At 53.1% G+C, this 20,098-nt stretch carries 16 protein-coding genes; 11 read left to right on the forward strand and 5 right to left on the reverse strand.

What is annotated here, in order from left to right:
• Window positions 1–104 precede the first annotated feature (104 nt).
• Entirely contained in the window at window positions 105–1,574 is a 1,470-nt protein-coding gene (locus UNDKW_RS27385) for a PLP-dependent aminotransferase family protein (protein ID WP_162061339.1), read from the forward strand.
• 146 nt (window positions 1,575–1,720) lie between these two features.
• Window positions 1,721–3,043 carry a dicarboxylate/amino acid:cation symporter gene (locus UNDKW_RS27390; RefSeq protein WP_162061340.1) on the forward strand — a complete coding sequence of 441 codons (1,323 nt, stop codon included), beginning with the start codon at window positions 1,721–1,723 and terminating at the stop codon, window positions 3,041–3,043.
• Between the two features lie 112 nt (window positions 3,044–3,155).
• Here the strand turns inward: UNDKW_RS27390 and UNDKW_RS27395 are convergent, their stop codons facing one another.
• Window positions 3,156–4,343: an MFS transporter gene (locus tag UNDKW_RS27395; RefSeq protein WP_197893033.1), complete on the reverse strand. Its 1,188-nt coding sequence runs from the start codon at window positions 4,341–4,343 to the stop codon at window positions 3,156–3,158.
• A 42-nt stretch (window positions 4,344–4,385) separates the two neighbouring features.
• Between UNDKW_RS27395 and UNDKW_RS27400 the strand changes: the two genes are divergently transcribed.
• The 3 genes from UNDKW_RS27400 to UNDKW_RS27410 all read left to right on the forward strand — a co-directional run bounded on the left by UNDKW_RS27400 (window position 4,386) and on the right by UNDKW_RS27410 (window position 9,503).
• A complete protein-coding gene (locus UNDKW_RS27400; RefSeq protein ID WP_255431527.1) occupies window positions 4,386–5,738 on the forward strand; it encodes a hemolysin family protein in 1,353 nt (450 codons plus the stop codon).
• Between the two features lie 113 nt (window positions 5,739–5,851).
• Window positions 5,852–7,126, forward strand: coding sequence for an Hsp70 family protein (locus tag UNDKW_RS27405; protein WP_162061341.1), 1,275 nt, complete (start codon window positions 5,852–5,854; stop codon window positions 7,124–7,126).
• Between the two features lie 145 nt (window positions 7,127–7,271).
• Window positions 7,272–9,503: an EAL domain-containing protein gene (locus UNDKW_RS27410; protein WP_162061342.1), complete on the forward strand. Its 2,232-nt coding sequence runs from the start codon at window positions 7,272–7,274 to the stop codon at window positions 9,501–9,503.
• Between the two features lie 116 nt (window positions 9,504–9,619).
• On the opposite strand, the gene UNDKW_RS27415 is transcribed toward UNDKW_RS27410, so the two are convergent.
• Complete coding sequence (locus UNDKW_RS27415) at window positions 9,620–10,174, reverse strand: Spy/CpxP family protein refolding chaperone (RefSeq protein WP_162061343.1); 555 nt, start codon at window positions 10,172–10,174, stop codon at window positions 9,620–9,622.
• 295 nt (window positions 10,175–10,469) lie between these two features.
• On the opposite strand from UNDKW_RS27415, the gene UNDKW_RS27420 reads away from it, so the two are divergent.
• From UNDKW_RS27420 to UNDKW_RS27430, 3 genes are all read left to right on the forward strand, one after another.
• Window positions 10,470–11,198, forward strand: a complete 729-nt coding sequence (locus tag UNDKW_RS27420; RefSeq protein WP_174244970.1) for a response regulator — start codon at window positions 10,470–10,472, stop codon at window positions 11,196–11,198.
• Complete coding sequence (locus UNDKW_RS27425) at window positions 11,195–12,541, forward strand: ATP-binding protein (RefSeq protein WP_162061344.1); 1,347 nt, start codon at window positions 11,195–11,197, stop codon at window positions 12,539–12,541. The genes UNDKW_RS27420 and UNDKW_RS27425 overlap by 4 nt, the downstream gene beginning before the upstream one ends.
• Window positions 12,542–12,737: 196 nt before the next feature.
• The gene (locus UNDKW_RS27430) at window positions 12,738–13,208 is read left to right on the forward strand and encodes a DUF2721 domain-containing protein (protein ID WP_162062136.1); all 471 of its coding nucleotides are present in this window, start codon (window positions 12,738–12,740) and stop codon (window positions 13,206–13,208) included.
• A 116-nt stretch (window positions 13,209–13,324) separates the two neighbouring features.
• Here UNDKW_RS27430 and UNDKW_RS27435 read toward each other — a convergent pair whose 3' ends face one another.
• A complete protein-coding gene (locus UNDKW_RS27435) occupies window positions 13,325–14,725 on the reverse strand; it encodes a hypothetical protein (protein WP_162061345.1) in 1,401 nt (466 codons plus the stop codon).
• A gap of 198 nt (window positions 14,726–14,923) precedes the next feature.
• Here UNDKW_RS27435 and UNDKW_RS27440 point away from each other — a divergent pair, with 198 nt between their 5' ends.
• Window positions 14,924–16,585 carry a long-chain fatty acid--CoA ligase gene (locus UNDKW_RS27440; protein WP_162061346.1) on the forward strand — a complete coding sequence of 554 codons (1,662 nt, stop codon included), beginning with the start codon at window positions 14,924–14,926 and terminating at the stop codon, window positions 16,583–16,585.
• A 679-nt stretch (window positions 16,586–17,264) separates the two neighbouring features.
• On the opposite strand, the gene UNDKW_RS27445 is transcribed toward UNDKW_RS27440, so the two are convergent.
• Together UNDKW_RS27445 and UNDKW_RS27450 are read right to left on the reverse strand one after the other, a co-directional pair.
• On the reverse strand, window positions 17,265–17,807 hold the full coding sequence (locus UNDKW_RS27445; RefSeq protein ID WP_162061347.1) for a PaaI family thioesterase: 543 nt from the start codon (window positions 17,805–17,807) through the stop codon (window positions 17,265–17,267).
• Window positions 17,807–18,256 carry a PaaI family thioesterase gene (locus UNDKW_RS27450; RefSeq protein ID WP_162061348.1) on the reverse strand — a complete coding sequence of 150 codons (450 nt, stop codon included), beginning with the start codon at window positions 18,254–18,256 and terminating at the stop codon, window positions 17,807–17,809. The genes UNDKW_RS27445 and UNDKW_RS27450 overlap by 1 nt, the downstream gene beginning before the upstream one ends.
• Before the next feature lie 105 nt (window positions 18,257–18,361).
• Here UNDKW_RS27450 and UNDKW_RS27455 point away from each other — a divergent pair, with 105 nt between their 5' ends.
• A complete protein-coding gene (locus UNDKW_RS27455; RefSeq protein WP_162061349.1) occupies window positions 18,362–19,390 on the forward strand; it encodes a GlxA family transcriptional regulator in 1,029 nt (342 codons plus the stop codon).
• Between the two features lie 97 nt (window positions 19,391–19,487).
• Window positions 19,488–20,084 carry a PilZ domain-containing protein gene (locus tag UNDKW_RS27460; protein WP_162061350.1) on the forward strand — a complete coding sequence of 199 codons (597 nt, stop codon included), beginning with the start codon at window positions 19,488–19,490 and terminating at the stop codon, window positions 20,082–20,084.
• Window positions 20,085–20,098: the final 14 nt, after the last annotated feature.

Here is a 20,098-nt window from a genome sequence, read left to right on the forward strand (position 1 = left end):
TACACATCTGTATCGCATCAGACAGCAAATTCATAATCTGTTATTGTATCGTTAGCCCTGAACTGTATCTGTGCAGGCCCTGAGCATCTTTACATCGTCAAGCTATGCAAACCCTACCTCTCTACAGGCAACTGGCCGACCATTATCTGAATGCCATCCGTTGTGGCACGCTCAAGCTCGGTGACCGCATGCCTTCGGTGCGCAAACTCATGCATGTACATGGTGTCAGTCTATCGACGGCCTTGCAGCTCTGTCGCCAGCTGGAAACCGAGGGCTGGCTGGAAGCGCGCCCGCGTTCCGGTTATTTTGTGCGGCAACCACGCCGTGTGCGCCTGATACCGGCGCAGGAGCCAACGATAGGCAAGATCATCGACCCGGCACAATTTGTCGGTATTCATGAAAAAGTGTCTGAAATCATCGCCCAGGGCCAGCGCCAGGTGAAATGCAATCTGGCGCGGGCAACTGGCGGCCCTGCTCTGTACCCGCACCAGCAATTGCGCAGCCTGACCGTCAGCACCTTGCGCCGTTATCCTGAATTGCTGACCAAGGCGATATCGCCGGGTGGCAACCGTGAACTCAAGGCAGCGCTGGCCAAACGTGCGCTTGATTCTGGCATCAGCACCTCGGCTGACCAAGTCATCATCACCAATGGCTGTATCGAAGCCCTGAACCTGGCCTTGCGTGCGGTGGCGCAAGCGGGCGATGTCATCGCCGTCGAATCGCCAACTTTCTATGGCCTATTGCAGGTGCTGGAAAGCCTGGGCATGAAGGCGCTGGAAATACCGACAAGCCCAAGCACCGGCATTTCTGTCGAAGCGCTGGAGCTGGCCATGCAGACCTATGACAATATCAAGGCGGTCGTGGTGGTACCGCATTTGCAAAATCCGCTGGGCAGCATGATGCCTGACCAGCACAAGCAAAAACTGGTGGCACTGTGCGAAAAGCAAGGCATACCGCTGATAGAAGATGACTCATACAGCGCCCTCGCCGATGGCGACAAGATACCAACTGCACTCAAGCAATGGGACCATAGCGGCAACGTAATTTACTGCGCATCAGTACACAAGATACTTGCTCCCGGCATGCGCGTAGGCTGGATACTGGCAGGCCGCTGGCAAGAACGCGTGAACATGCTGAAGTATGCACACACCCGTTATAACGAAGAATTGTCACAGATAGTCACAGCAACTTTTTTGCTGTCATCAGCTTATGACAGGCACCTGCGGAAACTACGTAGCAACCTCGCCGTGCAAAGAGAAAAAATGGCTGAAGCAATTGCCACTTACTTCCCGGAAGGCACGCGCGTGACCATGCCGGCAGGTGGTGTTTCCTTGTGGGTGGAGATGCCAACAGGCACCTCATCGCGCGCTGTTTTTGATGCTGCGCTAGAGGAGAGTATCCTGGTTTCGCCAGGTTTGATGTATTCCAATTCAAATCGTTTTGATCATTTTTTGCGTCTCAATTGCGGCATGCCATATACCCAGGATCTGGATGATGCGATGCGTTTATTAGGTCGCATTATTCAACATCAGGCAACGCATTCTTCTGCATCAAGACAACATATTGCTGCATAAAAATTAGTCACTGTGGAAAGCCACAATTGTGGCTGCCACTGGGATTTTCCATAATGCGTGCACTGAAGGGAAAAAATATCCCTCAACGTGCTCGCCACCGGATTACATGATGTGCGAGACTTTCTACCATCCCAAGGAGACCAAGGATGAAAGCTCAAGCCTTCTACAAATCCCTGTATTTTCAAGTCATCACCGCCATCATTCTGGGTGTGATGCTTGGCCATTTTTATCCTGAATCCGGCGCTGCCATGAAGCCTCTTGGTGACGGTTTCATCAAGCTCATCAAGATGATGATAGCCCCGATTATTTTCTGTACCGTAGTCGTCGGTATCGCCGGCATGGAAGATATGAAAAAAGTCGGCAAGACCGGTGGCATGGCACTGCTGTATTTTGAAGTTGTCAGCACCCTGGCACTGATCATCGGCCTCATCATCGTCAATCTCGTGCAACCTGGTGCTGGCATGCATATCGATGTGCATACGCTCGATACCAAGGGCATCGCTGCCTTTGCCGGTCCTGGCAAAATGCAGACCACGACAGAATTTTTGATGGCCATCATCCCTACTACGTTCACCGATGCTTTTGCCAAGGGTGAGATACTGCAGGTTTTGCTGATCTCTATCTTCTTTGGCTTTGCCCTGCATCGTTTTGGTGGTCGCGGCACGCTGGTATTTGACCTGGTCGAAAAGTTCTCGCACGTGCTGTTTGTCATCGTTGGCTACATCATGAAAGTTGCTCCCATCGGTGCCTTTGGCGCGATGGCTTTCACGATAGGTAAATATGGTGTCGGCTCGCTGGTGCAACTCGGCTTCCTGATGGCGACTTTCTACGCAACCTGCCTGATTTTCATCTTCGGGGTACTTGGTGCTATCGCTAAAGTACATGGTTTCAGCATCTGGAAATTCGTCAAATACATCAAGGAAGAATTACTCATCGTTCTCGGTACTTCTTCTTCAGAATCAGTGTTGCCACGCATGATGGCCAAGCTGGAAAACCTGGGTGTGAAAAAATCCGTGGTTGGCTTGGTGATCCCTACCGGTTACTCTTTCAATCTGGACGGCACGTCTATCTACCTGACCATGGCTGCGGTGTTCATCGCCCAGGCCACAGACACACCGATGACCCTGATGCAGCAAGTCACTTTGCTGGCAGTCCTGTTGCTGACATCCAAAGGCGCGGCAGGTATCACGGGCAGTGGTTTCATCGTACTGGCAGCGACATTGTCTGCGGTTGGCGGCGTACCGGTTGCTGGCCTGGCGCTGATACTCGGCATAGACCGCTTCATGTCTGAAGCACGTGCACTGACGAACCTGATCGGCAACGGTGTCGCCACTGTCGTGGTCGCAAAATGGGGTAATGATGTGGATACCGTCAAGATGCAAAGACGTTTGAATAATGAGACCGTGGAAGAGGCAGAAGACCCAGAACTCTTGATGGATACGGCATCCATGCATACAGCAGTGCGTTAAGCTTAATGCAGGCTGCAGGCTGCAGGCAAAACAAAAAGCGGACCGTGAGTCCGCTTTTTGCATTCCGACTACCACTACTTTTTCAGATGCCGCAGTGCCAGAGTCAGCGCCATCAACTGTATGGTCGCCGCCAAAAAGAAAGGTGCCCCAGCAAGATACTGCCTTTAGGGAAATGACTGACTTGCCCAACGATGGATGTACCTATCAGCGTGGCAAACACGCTCATGATACTGGCCAGCGCTGTCAGCGAACCCATGGCCAGGCCTTGCGAACGCGCATCGACGGCACGTGAAAAAAAGCCTTGCAAGGCAGGCCCGGCAGCAAAGGCCAGCACATTGCACAGTATCAGTACATACATCATCCAGCCCTGGTTCGCCAGGCCATAGCAAGTCAGTGCCAGTGTCGATGAGGCCAGGCCTATCAGGACTGCATTCGCATCCCCCACCCGCTTGATATAAGATCCCAGGAAAACGCCCTGCATGAGTACGCTGGAAACACCAACCATGAACAGTGAAAAACCATTTTGCATGGGTGTCCAGCCAAAGCGCAACTCTGTTGATAAAACCCAGGTGGTTTGCAGCGTGAACTGGGCGAACATGGTCAGGGCATACACCCACACCAGCGCGCCGACGCCACGCAAATGCGCCAGCCCCCGCAAACCGGCAAAGGGATTGGCGGCAGAAATATGAAAGTCCTTGCGGTGATCCGCAGGCAGGGATTCTGGCAGCGAAAAATAGCCATACACCACGTTGCCCAGCGATACAGCGGCAGCCAGATAAAACGGGTAATGGATATGCGCCTCACCCAGCAAGCCGCCAATGACGGGGCCACAGATAAAACCCAGGCCAAACATGGCGCCTATCTTGCCCAGCGCCTTGGCACGGTTTTCCGGGCTGGAGACATCAGCGATATAGGCATTTGCCACGGATAAATTACCTGCGGTAACGCCACCGATAGCACGCACCAGCAGCATCCAGTAAATAGTCGTGACCTGGGTCAGCAAGAGGAAATTCAGGCCCAGGCCAAATACACATATCAGCAAGACCGGGCGGCGGCCATAACGGTCACTAAGTGCGCCTATCATCGGTGCAAAGATGAATTGCATGACGCCATAAATGGCGACTATCGCGCCATACCAGTAAGCCTGGCTGTCTGCCTGCAAGGTATAACTCGCCACCAGCCGTGGCAAGACCGGGATGATGAGACCTATGCCAAGGATGTCGAGGAATACCGTGATCAATACAAAACGTACATTGGTCGGCAGCGGCTTGGCAGCATCTGCCTGTTCAGAACTTGTCATACAAGACATCCTTTTAGCGAAATCTTCAAAGCCTAATAGTATATGATTACTATTAAGTACATTCGCATAGAGGCCATTATGGCTTTGTTTGATCATTTCCTTATCATTGCCTTGCTGGTCGCCATCAGCGCCTTTTTTTCCATGTCAGAGATTTCGCTGGCGGCTGCGCGCAAGGTCAAATTGCAGATACTGCATGCCGAGGGCGAGCAACGTGCAGGCAAGGTACTGGCCTTGCAGCAAGAGCCTGGGCATTTTTTCACAGTGGTACAAATCGCCCTGAATGCGGTGGCCATACTAGGCGGTATCCTCGGTGAACAGGCTTTGACGCCGTATATCCAGAAAGCCCTGGTCGCTGTGTTTGGTCTGGTGAGCTGGGTAGAAACAGTCAGCTTCGTGACATCCTTTTTATTCGTGACCTCGATCTTCATTTTGTTTGCTGACCTGCTGCCGAAGAAGATCGCCATGATTTCGCCAGAAACCGTGGCCATGCTGGTCGTCAGCCCCATACTCTTGTGCGTGCGCCTGTTCAAACCCCTGGTCTGGGTCTTCAATGGACTGGCCAACCTGCTCCTGCGGCTGTTCAATTTGCCAACGACACGTAATGAACAAATCACTTCTGATGAAATTTATGCGATGTTTGATGCAGGTGCCGAAGCCGGGGTAGTGCTGGAAAGCGAGCATCACATGATAGGTAATGTGTTCGAGCTGGAAAGCCGCACCGTGCCATCAGCCATGTCGCAACGCGACAGCATCGTGTATTTCACCCTGCAGGACAGCGATGTGGTGATACGCCAGAAGATCGCCGAGCACCCGCATACCAAGTTCCTGGTATGTGATGGCAATATCGACAATGTGGTCGGCTATGTCGAGTCCAAGGATATCTTGAAGCGCGTGCTGACCAACCAGGCATTTACCAAGGTACAGGAGTTGTCGATACGCACAGCCCTGGCCGTGCCTGATTCGCTGACCCTGTCTGAAATGCTGGAGCAATTCAAGGGCACGCGCGAAGACTTTGCCGTCATCTTCAATGAATATGCGCTGGTCGTAGGTGTCATCACCCTCAATGATGTGCTGAGTACTCTGATGGGCAACCTGGTTCACCCTTTCCTCGAAGACCAGATCGTCCAGCGTGATGCCAATTCCTGGCTGATTGACGGTGCGACAACAATCGAGGATGTCTGCCGTGCGCTCGACATCGATAGCTTGCCTGAGCAGGGAAGCTATGAGACCATTGCCGGTTTCATGATGACGATGCTGAAAAGGATACCCAAGCGCACTGATTTTGTCATGCTGGGGACTTACAAGTTCGAAGTCGTCGATATTGACCACTACCGCATAGATCAATTGCTGGTCGTCAGACTCGATGATGCGGCCGATACCAGCAAATCACCATAATTATTACTGTTTTGCCATCTGGTTTCTTCAGCATCAGGTCTTAACCCATTTTTATCACCTTCGACAGCAGCTTCAGCAAAGCTGCTGGCTTACCCGTTTTTATCAGGATTTTCATGTCGCACGCTTGTGGAGTAGATTTTGGCACCTCGAATTCAACTGTTGGCTGGCACAGGCCGGGCCAGCCTGCGCTGTTAGCGCTGGAAGAGGACAAAGTCACGCTGCCATCGGTAGTATTTTTTGATGTCGAGGATGACCAGGTCAGTTATGGACGGGCGGCACTCGGCAATTACCTGGCTGGCCATGAAGGCCGCCTGATGCGCTCAATGAAGAGCTTGCTGGGCACCAGCCTCATGGATGGCCAGACTGAAGTACAGGGCAAGGCCGTGTCTTTTCGCCATTTGCTGGCGCAATTTATCCGTGAACTCAAAGTACGCGCAGAAAAATCTGCAGGCACACAATTCACCCAGGCTGTCATGGGCCGCCCTGTGCATTTTATCGATGATGACAGCAAGGCCGACAAACTGGCACAAGACACCTTGGAAGAAATTGCCCGTGCTGCCGGTTACAAGGAAGTGCAATTCCAGTATGAACCGATTGCTGCCGCCTTTGATTATGAATCACGCATCAATAAGGAAGAACTGGTACTGATTGCCGACATAGGCGGTGGTACCTCAGACTTTTCACTGGTGCGCCTGGCACCGCAACGTGCTCATAAAATAGACAGGAAAGACGATATCCTCGCCAATGGCGGTGTGCACATAGGTGGTACAGACTTTGACAAATACCTGAGTCTGAACCATGTCATGCCGCTGCTGGGCCTGGGTGGCCGCCTCGGTAGCCAGATCGAAGTACCTTCGAGTTATTATTTCAACCTGGCGACCTGGCACACGATTAACCTGACGTATACCCAAAAAGTCTGGCGTGAATTGCAAGAAGTTTATCGTGATATCAATACGCCGGAATTGCGCCTGCGCTTTGAACGCCTGCTGAAGCTGGTCGAAGAACGCGATGGTCACTGGCTGGCCATCAAGTCAGAAGAAGCCAAGATTTTATTATCAGATCAACAAGGGATAGACTTGCCACTGGAACGTTTGCGCAGCAAACAAGCAAGCCCCGTCTGCCATCTGGTACTGGACCAGCAAGGTTTGCAAGCCTCGATTGCCCACCTGACCAGCAATATCGGTGACACCGTCAATACCGTACTGAACATGGCAAACCTGAAACCGGAACAGGTAGATACTGTGTTTTTCACCGGTGGCTCCAGCGGTGTACGCGGCTTACGCCAGCAAATCGCCAGCATCGTACCGAATGCTACGAAGGTCGAAGGTGATCTTTTTGGCAGCATAGGATCTGGCCTGGGCCTGGATGCCGCCCGCCGCTTTGCATGAAAATTGCCCTTGCAAGGTCGGCGTCAGCTTCGACAAATATATTTCACTTAAAGTCACAATATCGGTGAGCCACGGCTGCGCCCAGCGACAAAACTTAAACTATACTTGTCGCATCAATTAGCAGGCTTTTCTACCCGGAGAAGGCATGTCGAACGAACAAGACGATGATGATGAGCTGTTCCTGGTTGAGGATGCGGAAGAAGAAGCCGCAACTCAGCAAGCTGGGCGCAGCTGGAAAATCGCTATCGTCGATGATGATGAAGACGTACACCGCACCACCTGCTTTGCACTGCAATATGTGCATATCCTGAACCGCCCCCTGGAATTCATCCATACTTACTCCAAGAGTGAAACCCGCAGGGTATTCGCCACTGAAAGCGATATCGCCGTGGTATTGCTTGATGTGGTCATGGAAACCGAGCATGCAGGGCTGGAACTGGTCAGCTTTATCCGCGATGAACTGGGCTGGAGCGATACCCGCATCATCCTGCGTACCGGCCAACCCGGTTATGCGCCGGAAGAAGAAGCCATACGCGACTATGACATCAATGACTATAAAACCAAGAATGAGCTGACCCGCAAAAAGCTGCTGACATCTTTGACGGCAGCCGTACGCTCGTATGAACAGATACGTACCATTGATGCCAGCAGGCGCGGCCTGCATCAGATCATCAGCTCCAGCGCCGCCTTCACTTTCGAGCATGGCATACAGTCCTTTGCCAGCGGCGTGATTACCCAGATCGCCGCCTTGTGTGGCGTACCACCTGAAGGTCTGTTGTGCGCCCAGGGTGAGCTCAATGAGCTTGACGAAGAAATCCCTGAGACCTTCAACGTCATCGCTTCTGCCGGGCATTACAGCAACCTGATGAATTGTCCGATTGATGATATCCACAATGCCCGCGTGCGCGACGCCTTGCGGCATGTGTTGACAAACCGAGAGTCATTATTCACCGATCACAGCATGACGCTGTATTTTTCTGGCCGTGGCAACCGCCCTCTGGCTGCCTTTATCGACTTGCCGTTTTCACTGTCAGAAATCAACCAGCATTTACTCGAAGTATTTTGTTCCAATCTAGGCGTTTGCCTTGATAACCTGAGCCTGGTCAACCAGCTCAAGAACCATGCTTACCGCGACCAGTTGCTGAAATTACCTAACCGCCTGAAGTTCATTGAGCAGATCAGTGCTACCCTGGCCAATGAACTGCCGGGGCAAATGGTGGCGCTCATGGACATTGATGATTTTGCCGAAATCAATGATGTACTCGGTCACCATTATGGCGACCTGATACTCAAGGCCGTGGCCGACAGACTGCGTGAAAAGCTCGGTGCCCCCATCTTCCTGGCGCGCATTTCTGGTGATGTATTTGGTCTGCTCGGCAGCAGGGAATTGCTTGAACCGGAAACCCTGAAGCTGATGTTTGTACAGCCATTCACGATAGCAGAAACTGCCCATGCAGTATCGATGTCGATAGGCATGGTAGCACTCGAAGGTTATATCGGTGATGGTGCCGAACCGCTGAAAGATGCGAGTATCGCCTTGAAGCGTACCAAGATACACCAGCGCGGCAGTTGCACCTTGTTTACCCGCTCGATGGGTATAGAAATACGCGAACGCGCCACCCTGATGCAGCATTTGCACAAGGCCTTTGATGCCGAGCGCCTGTTCCTCATGTATCAGCCGCAAATCGATCTGGAGACTGGCAAATTCACCGGGCTGGAAGCACTGATACGCTGGCGCAATGATGATGGCGTGCTGATACCACCGAATGATTTTATTCCGCTCGCAGAATATTCCGGCCTCATCATCAGCCTCGGTGCCTGGGTATTGCGTACCGCCTGTTTCATGATGGTCAGGCTGCAAAAGGCCGGGATTGCGCCGCAACGCATGGGAGTGAATGTCTCGGTCGTGCAATTCCGCCAGGACGAATTTATCGCCATCGTTGAGTCAGCATTGAAGGATACTGGCTTGCAGCCAGAAAACCTGGAACTGGAAATTACGGAATCAGTCACGATGGCCAGCGCCATCCTGTTTGAAAGCAAACTCGCCAGTTTGAAAAAACTGGGCATCAAAATTGCCATTGACGATTTTGGCACCGGCTTTTCTTCGCTGAGTTACCTGGACAAATTACCGGTCGACAGGCTGAAGATAGACCGCGCCTTCGTCAACCAGATCGACACGCCCGAAGGGCCGCGTATCGCCGAACTGATTACCCAGCTAGGTAAGAAACTCGGCCTGCAAGTGATTGCAGAAGGGGTGGAGCATGAGGCTCACTGGAAGACATTGGCAGCGATGGGTTGCCATGAAGGACAGGGCTTTTACATAGGCCGCCCTATGCTGGAAGAAAATCTCATCAGCTGGATCAATCTCAGAAAATAAAAGGCTGTCACAAAACGGGCAAGATGCTTCACTCCCCGTCTCGCAACAGCCTTCTATCACAACATGTTAGCCAGATACTGCATACGGCATCTGGCTGCATCTGGCTTTTTTACAGCTTACTTCTTGTCCATCATTGCCGGACGATCGCCCATTTTATGCTCAGGGCCATGTTCACCCATGGACTTACCCATGCGTTCACGCATATGCGATGCCATACGGCGGTGGCTTTCATCAAAAATCTTTTGCTGCTCAGGTGTCAGCACGGCATAGAAAGTTTTCAGGGCGGTCAGGCGCGTTTGCATTTTCGCCAGATGCTCTTTCATTTTTTCCAGGCCTTTTTCCATACGCTCTGGCGTCGTCAGTTTTTCCATTTCCTTGCGGTCAGGACGGGCTGGCATGGTGCCTGGATTCATGGCATCAATGAAGGTTTTCCAGGCTGGTTCTTGCGCAGCAGTGATCTTCAATTTGTCATGCAGTTCAGCCTGGTGCTTGGCCATGCGCTCTTTCATTTTTTCTGCCCATTTGGCAGGATCACCAGGTGGCTGGCCATGGCCAGCATGGGCAGAGGCAGGAGCCGGTGCAGAAGATTGCGCCAGGGCGCTGCCTGCACTGACAACACCGAGACTGATTACTGCCAGAGCCATGCAGAATTTTCTTTGTAAGGTTTTCATATTTTTTCTCTTTCTGAACACTAGAACAAGCTCACACATCTGCTACATGCATTCCACAAAATGGTGGGCTAACCTGGCTGATTGCTTTTTTTGGACTTTCATCAAGCCCCGTATTGCTGTCTCAGACATGGGTCGTATCTTGCAGCAGGCTTGTAACGTCGAAATGTCCGTCTGCTCTCGCTTTGTATCGACGTGTAACAGTAGAGAATGATAAGGTGGTATGTTACGGTTTAAGATAACAAGACGATACAAAATCAGAGTTTTTATAGACTGGATCGGGCTCATAATGAAGAACATGGACACACCAAATAAAATTCTCATCGTTGATGATGATCGCGACATCCGCAACTTGTTGGCTGATTATCTGGATAATAATGGCTATAGCACCATCATGGCTGCCGAAGGCAATGCCATGTGGGCTGCGCTGCAAAATCACCAGGTTGATCTGGTCGTACTGGACCTGAACCTGCCCGGTGACGATGGCCTGACGCTCTGTCGCACGCTGCGCAGCAAATCGACTTTGCCGGTCATCATGCTGACTGCGCGTGGCGAGCCGCTGGACCGCATCCTGGGCCTGGAGATGGGCGCAGATGATTACCTGCCCAAGCCTTTTGAGCCACGCGAATTGCTGGCCCGCATACGCAGCGTATTGCGCCGCACCCAGACCAATGCCAACACACATTCTGGTGAGGCCTTGCAAAAACTTAAATTTGCGGGCTGGACCCTGGACCTAACGGCACGCCACCTGATCAGCCCTGACGGCATGGTGGTGTCCTTGTCGGGTGCAGAATTCCGCATGCTGAATATCTTCCTCGAGCACCCCAACCGCGTACTGAACCGTGACCAGTTGCTGAACATGACGCATGGCCGCGATGCCGACCCGTTTGACCGCTCCATTGATATTCAGATCAGCCGCTTGCGGCAAAAACTGCGCGAAGATGCGCGTTCACCTCAGATTATCAAAACCGTCAGGAACGGTGGCTATGTACTGGCCGTGACTGTCGTCGTGGAGCAAGATGCATGAAAATCCTATCGTCGATGTGGGGCAGAGTATTTGCCATCCTGCTGTTAGGCGTCATCGCATCGGCGGTACTGACCTGGTCACTGGCTTTTGGCGAAAGACAGAAAACCATATCGCAATACCGGGATTCTCATGCCGTTGAGCGGGCTGAACAACTGGTGCTGGCGCTCGATGCCCTGCCAGCAGAGAACCGCGAAAAATTCCTGGCGACAGCACCGCGCCTGGGTTTGAAAGTAGCTACCCTGCCTGCCGAAACCACCGACCAGGCCCCCCGTTCAGAATATGCCGCTGCCGTCAGCGAGAGACTGGGCAAGACTTTTCGTGTGATGTCATTGGCACAGGACCCGGCATCCTGCCCGCGCAACCCGCAAAACATACAGACCAACCGCCTGCCCTGCGAGGCTTTGGGCATCACCCTGCATGATGGCACTGCCCTGCGCCTGACGGTCTTGCCACCGCGCAACCCCGCACCACCATTGCGCCCTGACTTTTTGCAATACCTGTTCCTGTTCCTGGCCAGCATCGCTGTACTGGCTTTCCTGATCGCCCGCATGACCATGCGCCCCTTGCGGCAAATGGCGCAGGCTGCCACCGCACTGGGCCAGGATATCAACCGCCCGCCCCTGCCGGAAAAAGGCGCGACAGAAATTTTGCAGGCCACCCGTGCCTTCAATGCCATGCAGGCCAGGATACGCCAGCATATTGCCCAGCGCACCCACATGCTGGCGGCCATTACCCATGACCTGCAAACCCCGCTGACGCGCCTGCGCCTGCGCCTGGAAAAGGTCAGGGATGAAGAATTGCGCGACAAGCTCATTGAAGATTTGTCCGGCATGCAAATGATGATACGCGAAGGCCTGGACCTGGCGCGCAGCATGGACAGTAATGAAGCCCTGAAACCACTGGACCTCGATTCCCTGCTAGACAGCGTCTGCGCCGACGCCGCTGATGCCGGACAGAATGTCAGCTTTGAAGGCAAACCCGGTTTGACCGTCATGGCCAGGCCACAGGCCCTGCGCCGCTGCCTGACCAATCTCATCGACAATGCCGTCAAATATGGTCAGTATGCGACGGTCAGCCTGGTGTCGGGCAAGGACGCCGCCAAGGATGTCTTGCATGTGCTGATACGTGACGGTGGTCATGGCATACCGCCCGAATTTCAAAGCAAGGTGTTTGAACCCTTCTTTCGTATGGAAACTTCGCGCTCGCGGGAGTCTGGCGGCACTGGCCTGGGCCTGACAATAGCGCAGAATATCGCCCAGCAACATGGCGGTAAATTGCAGTTAAGCAATCTGCCCGAAGGTGGCCTGGAAGTGCGCCTGACCCTGCCCCTGCAAACGGCCTGAGTCCTTTTTCCGTTTTCCCCCTCACTGCCCGCAGGCTATGCCAGCCCTGCCGGGCAGTGATGCAGCCTGTTTTGCACAACTCTGCACGATACTGAGCTGCTGTTGTCATCAGCAATATTCAAAAAGTCTGCCACCCCCTGTCCAGGCAAGCCCGCGTCCCTGTAAAATCCGGGGAAAACCTGAGGACTTGCCCATGATTAATCTACAACTAAGTGATGTCAGTCACATCATACAACTCTCTATCGCCCCGGTATTCCTGCTGACCGGCGTCGGTACCACGCTCTCTGTGCTGACCAGCCGCCTGGCACGCATCATAGACCGTTCCAGAGTAGTGGAAGACCTGTTGCACGGCGAGAACAGCCCCGCCGTCAGCCCTCCCGGCGTCGAAGAAGAATTACATGAACTGTATGAGCGTTCGCACCTGATCAACCGCGCCATCACCCTCAGCACCTCTTGTGGTCTGCTGATCTGTTTGGTGATTGCTACCCTGTTCATGGGGGATGCGACCAGCCTGAACCTCGACAAGCTGATCGCCTCGCTGTTTGTAGGTGGGGTGTTTTCCCTGATAGGCAGCTTCATTTATTTCATGCGCGAGATTTTTGTAGCGACCAAGACCCTGACGCGCCAGCGCAAACTGGGCAGACGCAAAATCATAGAACGCGAATAAATCCGTGCATCCAGCAAAAAGCCCCGTTATCTTGTGATACGGGGCTTTTTGCTGGCTGGCTGCTTTATTCCAGGCCGTTATTTCAAGACCTTATTTCAAGCTGTTATTTCAGGATATTACTTAGCTACCGCCGGTGCCTGTACCGTAACAATGACATCAATCGAAGCAGTACCTGGATTGGCCACCGTAATTGGCTGGTAACTGCCCGTAGCACGGAAAATCAGGGTACCCGGTGTGGCTGGCGCGATGAACCCGGCATTGCTGGTACCTGCACCAGCTAATGCAACAGTAGGTCCGGCAATCTGCGTCCAGCTGTAATAGATGATATTGCTGGTGTTCGAGGGTGCATCGACTTTAAGGGTCACGGCACTATTGGTCAGCACTAACTGCACCGGTGTATACGACACCAGCGAGATAGGTGGCAGCGGATCGACATAAAACACCACGTCCAGTTGCACCAGCGGGTCCAGCGAAAAGCCACCGGGCTGGATGACGGAATTGGATGCATTAAGGGTAAATACAAAAGGCGTACGGGTATCGACAAACTTGGGCAGGGCTGCGCTGGCGACACTGCTGAAGGCATTGAAGATTTCTACCGAAGGACCGGATTTTTGCTTCCAGTAATAATAGATAGGCGTGCTGCTATCGACCTTGCCATTCGCATCGTATTTGACTGACTTGCTGCCATCAAGCGTGATAGTGGAACCAGCCGCCACCACACCACCACTGTAAGAGATAGGCACGACTGTAGGTTTGACAATCGGCGTTACTGTCACGGTCTGGGTTGCGGTACCGACTTTTTGCTTGTCATCAGTCACGCGGCACTGGATTTTCAAAGCCGTGGATTCTTTCACCACCGGCGCGGTAAAGCTGGTCGCGGCAGCATCTGTCGGTGCCAGGGTGATAGTGGTACCGGCAGCATCGCTGACTACCCATTGATAAGAGTAGGGCTCGCCTGTTGCCGCTGGTGTGCCGCCACTACCGGCACAACTCAAGCTGACCTTGTCACCTGACGCAGCTGTTGTGTTACCGCTGACCTTGGCTACCGGATTGGCCGTGGCAGAGGCTTCCTGCTTGACCAGCAAAGTTGTGGATGCCTTGACAGTATTGCCTTTGGCATCAACCGCATTGAGCGTGAATTTATAGGTGTAGTCCGCCGTCAACAAGGTAGGCGGCGTCACTTGCAGCACGCAACTCGCGTCCGCCCCTGTGCTGCTCTTGCTGATGGTCTTGCAGTCAGCATTTGTCACCGCTGCCAGCGGGTTGGCCGACAAGGTCAGGTTTTCTACCTGCCAGTACATATTCGTGATGATACCGGCGGTACTGCTGGCCTGACCGTTGAGGCTCAGAGGATTGCCATTGATCACAGTCAGGGCATCTGGGACGGCAATTGCCATGGGATTGGCCGTAGGAGTGCCTGTACCCGCGGTACCACCACTACCGCCACTGCCTCCACCACAGGCCACCATAGCCAGGCTGGAAAAAACGATTAGGGCTGTTTTGATTTGCTGAACCACGCTGACTCCGATGTCTTGCTGAATAGGGGAATGCTTAACATTGTAGCTTCATGCCAGCGTTTGCAATACCTTTCAGCTAAATGTTGACAAAATGTTTCAAGTTTCTGAAAAACTTGAATTTTTTACGAACGACCGTGCAAAAAATAATTAGGTATGGCACTCTAATCAAAAAAATTCCAAACAGCCTGGAGACTGACGATGAATACCCTGCACTATGCCCATTGGCCGCAAGGCTTGCCGCATCACCTGATCGCGCCGGAAGCCAGCGTGTATACAAATCTGCAAGTATCTGCCCTGCGTTACCCGGACAAGGCGGCGATCATCTTTTATGACACCGTCATCACTTACCGCCAACTGCATGAAGAAGTGCTGGCCCTGGCGGGCTATCTGCAAGAAGTATGCGGGGTGCAAAAAGGCGACCGGGTCTTGCTGAACATGCAGAACAGCCCGCAATTTGTCATCGGCTTCTATGCCATCATGCGTGCCGATGCCATGGTCGTGCCGGTCAACCCCATGCTGATGACCGATGAACTCGCGCATTACATCGATGACAGCGGTGCCAAAACCGCCCTGGTCTCACAGGAAATTTTCCCGCGCATGCAACCCCTGCTGGGCCACAGCATCTTGCAACATGCGGTAGTAGCCACTTACTCCGATCATCTGACTGCGGCGACGACGCTGACCATACCCGACTTCGTGAAGGCAGAACGCCAGGTGCCAGAACAAGCTGGTGTCAGCAGCTGGCAAGCCGCCATCACCGCAGGCCATCAGCCGCGTCCCCATGCCGCCGGACCAGATGACCTGGCCTGCATGCCCTATACCTCGGGCACGACCGGCAAACCCAAGGGTTGCATACATAATCACCGCTCGGTCATGTTCAATATCATCGGCAGCCCGACCTGGTCAGGCGCCATCGTCGCCACCCATGTGGCACTGGCAGTACTGCCCTTCTTCCATGTCACCGGCATGCAGTCGGTCATGAATGCCATGATTTATTGCGGCGGTACCCTGGTCATCCTGCCACGCTGGGACCGTGATGCCGCCGGACAACTGATCACCCGTTATGCCGTCAGCAACTGGACCCTGGTGCCATCGATGATGATCGATTTTTTGTCGAATCCACGACTGGCCGAATACGATATTTCCAGGCTGACCCGGGTATCTGGTGGTGGCGCGGCCATGCCCGCCGCGATTGCACAAAAGCTGCTGGAGTTGTCAGGACAGGTGTATATGGAAGGCTATGGCCTGTCAGAAACCATGGCCCCTTCCCACCTGAACCCACCACAACGCATGAAGCAGCAATGCCTGGGCATGCCCTACTTCAACGTCGATTCCCGCATCGTCGATCCAACCACACTGCAAGAAGTCAAACAGGGTGAGACTGGCGAAATCTGGATACACGGCCCACAAGTCTTCCAGGGTTACTGGAATGACCCGCAAAAAACCGCCGACTCTTTTGCTGAACTCGACGGCAAAAAATTCTTCCGCTCAGGCGACCTCGGCTACATGGACCCGGAAGGTTTCTTCTTCTTCACTGACCGCCTGAAACGCATGATCAATGCCAGCGGCTTTAAGGTCTGGCCCGCCGAAGTAGAATCCATGATGTACCAGCACCCGGCAATACAAGAATGCTGCATCATCGCCGCCCACGATGCCTACCGAGGCGAAACCGTCAAAGCCGTGGTCGTCAAAAAACCTGGCAGTGACGTAACTGCCGAAGACATCATGACCTGGGCGCATGAAAAAATGGCCGCTTACAAGGTGCCAAAGTTTGTCGAGTTTGTGGATAGTCTGCCGAAATCAGGGACGGGGAAAGTGATGTGGCGGACACTGCAGGAGAAGGAAGCTGCGAAGAAATAGGTTTAAAAATAGCTAAGCTTCAAGCAATTTTATAATGGTCGTAGGGCTGCTTTTGATTTTGACTTTTGCAGTTCCCATGTGTAGCAGCCATTTGTGCTGTGCAGAAAATGGATTAGAAATGCCCGTGTTTGAGGTGTAGCAGGGGTTTCGTGCAGCATGCTGCACGCCTGCGAAACGGCAATCGCTTGCAAGCGATTGTGCGCCCTGCAAGGGCAGCGAGTTTCGGGCATTTCCCATTTTTTGTACCGCACAAATGGGAACCCCCTTTAGGGGGCGGCTACGCCTGGGTCGCCTTTCTTTGAATTCTTTCTTTGGCGACGCAAAGAAAGAATTTCGGCCGCCGGGCCGAGACCCGGCTTGTGTCCATGAAGGGTAATCGCTTTAATCAAAGTACGACAATGCAACAAACGACGCTAGGCTCCTGCCTGCGCAGGAGCGACGAATCTGAGATTGCCGCGTATCGTATGACTACCGTTCATCGACAGAACCCCATCCTCATCCCAACCTTCTCCACCGCGCCGCTTGCAAGCGGCTTAGAGATTCATGGCACAAAGCTACGCTTTGCGAATTCCCACGAATCTCCTTGAAGGAGAAGGAGCAAAACCGATGCTGCCAATAGAAATTGAACTTGCCTTAATTCAATTAAAGGTTGACCTCGACCAGTGCAATGAGCCTTGGCTCAAGGCAAAGGAAAAATCAAACAGGTCGTCGTTGCATGCGCATAAACCTTCCCCGCCGCATCCACAATACGCCCCTCAGCAGTACCCACCTGCTTGCCCACCTGTATGACCTTGCCCTCAGCACGCACAGGCCCGGTCTTGGCATTCATCGCGCGGATCAGATTCACCTTGATTTCCAGCGTGGTATAACCCACGCCGGCAGGCAGCATTGATTGCACGGCGCAACCAACGGCAGAATCAAGCAGGGTACAGAAATAGCCACCATGCACACTGCCCAGCGGGTTGTAATGCTGCAAACCTGGTGTACCCTGGAACACGATGCGGCCAGCTTCACCCTCTACGGGGATGAAATCCAGGGTCTTGCCTATGTGGGCGACCGGGTATTTTCCTTCGAGGATGCCACGCAAGAAATCGATACCGCTGACTGCTTTCAATTGATCCAGACCCAGCACGCCTGGTTCTGCCATGCGGGCGCGGACTGCGGCTTCCTGTTCCTGCCATTGTTTTAAAATTACAGCTGCGTCATTCTTTGCATCACTCATCATGCATCCTTCCGGGGGAATAAAATCATTTGGGTGCAACGGAACAGGGCAATCGTCTTGCCCTCGTAACTGACTACGGCATCCCAGACCTGAGTCGTGCGGCCCAGGTGCACGGCAGTGGCGACCACGCTGATGGTGCCGACGCGGGCGGTGCCCAGGTGATTGGATTTCAGTTCTATGGTCGTAAAGCTCTGCGCCCCTTCAGGCAGGCTGGCGACGCAACCATAACCACAGGCAGTATCGGCCAGGGTCACGACGCTACCGGCATGCAGATAGCCATTTGGGGCCAGCAGATGTGGCAGCACTGGCAATTCTGCCGTGACTTTGCCTTTTTCTACCGTCAGGATATTGATGCCCAGGTGACCGGGCAAAAATTTGGCACCAAACTGGTTCAGGCGTTGTGCCTGCTCTTCTGCTGCTGCATTAGTCGCAGTATCTGCTGAGGACATCATTTTTCCTTTACTCATATAAACTACTTTCCAGGCTACATTCTAGTTATTGCAGGAAAGCGCTGACAGTGTCAGTATTGACTCTTTTGATGCAGATTACGACAAATGGCACATATCGAAGTCTGGCTTTACCCTCAATGCATGGCATCTGCGGTCACTGGCCCGCTGGATGTGTTTGCGGTCGCCAATGCCATCTGGTCGCTGAAGAATGTCGATGATGTAGACCCGCTGTTCACCTGGAGCACTCATTCCATCGATGGCAAGCCTGTCATGACACCTGCCAGGGTCAGTCTGGGTGCCGATGCCTGCATACGTGCTGACAGCAAGGCTGACATCATTTTATTACCCGGTCTGTACATGGAAAACGGTGTTACCGGCCTGACCAGCAGCATGCATGCGATGCGGGAGCTGTTCCCTATCTTAAGAACCAGACACGCCCAGGGTTGTGTGCTGGCCGCCAATTGCAGCGCCACGTTTTTGCTGGCAGAGGCTGGTTTGCTGGATGGCGGCCATGCAACAACAACCTGGTGGCTGGAAAGGGCATTCAAGACCCGTTATCCTGAAGTCAGCCTGCGCCTGTCCGAGGTGCTGGATGAATATGAAAATATCCTGACCAGCGGTGCAGCCACCAGCTTTTTGAATCTTGCCTATCACCTGGTGGAGCGCTTTGGTGGCCAGGATATCGCCAGCGGTGTCGCCAAGACTTTGCTGATAGATGCCAACCGCACTTCGCAAATGCCGTATATGCAAATGCTGAGCCTGACCCAGCAAGATACCCACCAGCATGAAAACATCCTGGTGCAGCGTGCGCAAAAATGGCTGAGCCTGCATCATCACCTGCCTTTTCGCCTGCCTGCACTGGCCCGGCATCTGGCAGTCAGTGAACGCACTGTGATACGCCACTTCCATCAGACTCTCGACACAACACCAGCCAGCTATGCCCAGCAAGTCAAGATGGACATCGCCAAACGGCTGTTGGAAACTACTACCCTGACACTGGAACAAGTGGCAGAACGCACAGGTTATAGCGACCCCAGCTCATTCCGCCGTCTATTTAAAAAACATTCTGGCCTGTCACCTGCCAGTTATCGCGAGCAATTCAGACCAGCAAGACGCCTGGCAACCAGCACCTGAGAATCAGGCTACAAATTTCATACAAAAAAGTTAAGGAAATTCGCTTTAATTTCCATAGGGAAATTATTACTGAGGCTTTTCTGGATATAATCTTTGCATGCACAAGCTACCCGGAAAAAGAAAAGTCTCATATGGCGCTGAAACGACAGCGCCAGAAGCGCCCGCTTCTTTGAAGGATGCGGCCCCTGAAGCAGGCCTATTGACACCACCCCTGACACCACCCCTGACCGCTCCGGATTTGGCTGATACCATCCTGGTGCAGGATACTCCCCCATCAGAAAACCCGGTCATCTCGGAGACGCTGGCCAAGTTCAATGTCGTCAGAACACAGCTATTACGTTCGCACACCCGCTACCTGGTCAAATGGGAAGTGACGCTGACGCATGAACTGGGCGGTAAAAAACTGAGCTATTACGGCAGGGTCAATGATATTTCCGAGAATGGTCTCAGCATGTTCTGCGACTACAATGTCTTCTTCAACGGGAAAGTGAAGCTGGTCATGACGCTGCCACCGCTGAACGTGGGCATGCAGGCGCAGAAAATAGAAGTCGAGAGCAAGATGGTTTACACCATACTCTCGCAATTCTCATTCCGCATCGGCCTGGAGTTCCTGAACTTCCATGCCGGTGAAAAGAAAATCCTGATGGACAGGCTGGAAAGCAGCAATGCCGCGCTCAGACCCGGCAATGCTTAAATAGCAAAACACAA

Source organism: Undibacterium sp. KW1, assembly GCF_009937955.1.
Classification (GTDB): domain Bacteria; phylum Pseudomonadota; class Gammaproteobacteria; order Burkholderiales; family Burkholderiaceae_D; genus Undibacterium.

What these genes read in the sequence shown, in the direction of transcription:
- UNDKW_RS27385 (WP_162061339.1), top strand. Translation starts at nt 105, where the DNA reads ATGCAAACCCTACCTCTCTACAGGCAACTGGCCGACCATTATCTGAAT.
- UNDKW_RS27390 (WP_162061340.1), top strand. Translation starts at nt 1,721, where the DNA reads ATGAAAGCTCAAGCCTTCTACAAATCCCTGTATTTTCAAGTCATCACC.
- UNDKW_RS27395 (WP_197893033.1), bottom strand. Translation starts at nt 4,343, where the DNA reads ATGACAAGTTCTGAACAGGCAGATGCTGCCAAGCCGCTGCCGACCAAT.
- UNDKW_RS27400 (WP_255431527.1), top strand. Translation starts at nt 4,386, where the DNA reads ATGATTACTATTAAGTACATTCGCATAGAGGCCATTATGGCTTTGTTT.
- UNDKW_RS27405 (WP_162061341.1), top strand. Translation starts at nt 5,852, where the DNA reads ATGTCGCACGCTTGTGGAGTAGATTTTGGCACCTCGAATTCAACTGTT.
- UNDKW_RS27410 (WP_162061342.1), top strand. Translation starts at nt 7,272, where the DNA reads ATGTCGAACGAACAAGACGATGATGATGAGCTGTTCCTGGTTGAGGAT.
- UNDKW_RS27415 (WP_162061343.1), bottom strand. Translation starts at nt 10,174, where the DNA reads ATGAAAACCTTACAAAGAAAATTCTGCATGGCTCTGGCAGTAATCAGT.
- UNDKW_RS27420 (WP_174244970.1), top strand. Translation starts at nt 10,470, where the DNA reads ATGGACACACCAAATAAAATTCTCATCGTTGATGATGATCGCGACATC.
- UNDKW_RS27425 (WP_162061344.1), top strand. Translation starts at nt 11,195, where the DNA reads ATGAAAATCCTATCGTCGATGTGGGGCAGAGTATTTGCCATCCTGCTG.
- UNDKW_RS27440 (WP_162061346.1), top strand. Translation starts at nt 14,924, where the DNA reads ATGAATACCCTGCACTATGCCCATTGGCCGCAAGGCTTGCCGCATCAC.
- UNDKW_RS27445 (WP_162061347.1), bottom strand. Translation starts at nt 17,807, where the DNA reads ATGAGTGATGCAAAGAATGACGCAGCTGTAATTTTAAAACAATGGCAG.
- UNDKW_RS27450 (WP_162061348.1), bottom strand. Translation starts at nt 18,256, where the DNA reads ATGTCCTCAGCAGATACTGCGACTAATGCAGCAGCAGAAGAGCAGGCA.
- UNDKW_RS27455 (WP_162061349.1), top strand. Translation starts at nt 18,362, where the DNA reads ATGGCACATATCGAAGTCTGGCTTTACCCTCAATGCATGGCATCTGCG.
- UNDKW_RS27460 (WP_162061350.1), top strand. Translation starts at nt 19,488, where the DNA reads ATGCACAAGCTACCCGGAAAAAGAAAAGTCTCATATGGCGCTGAAACG.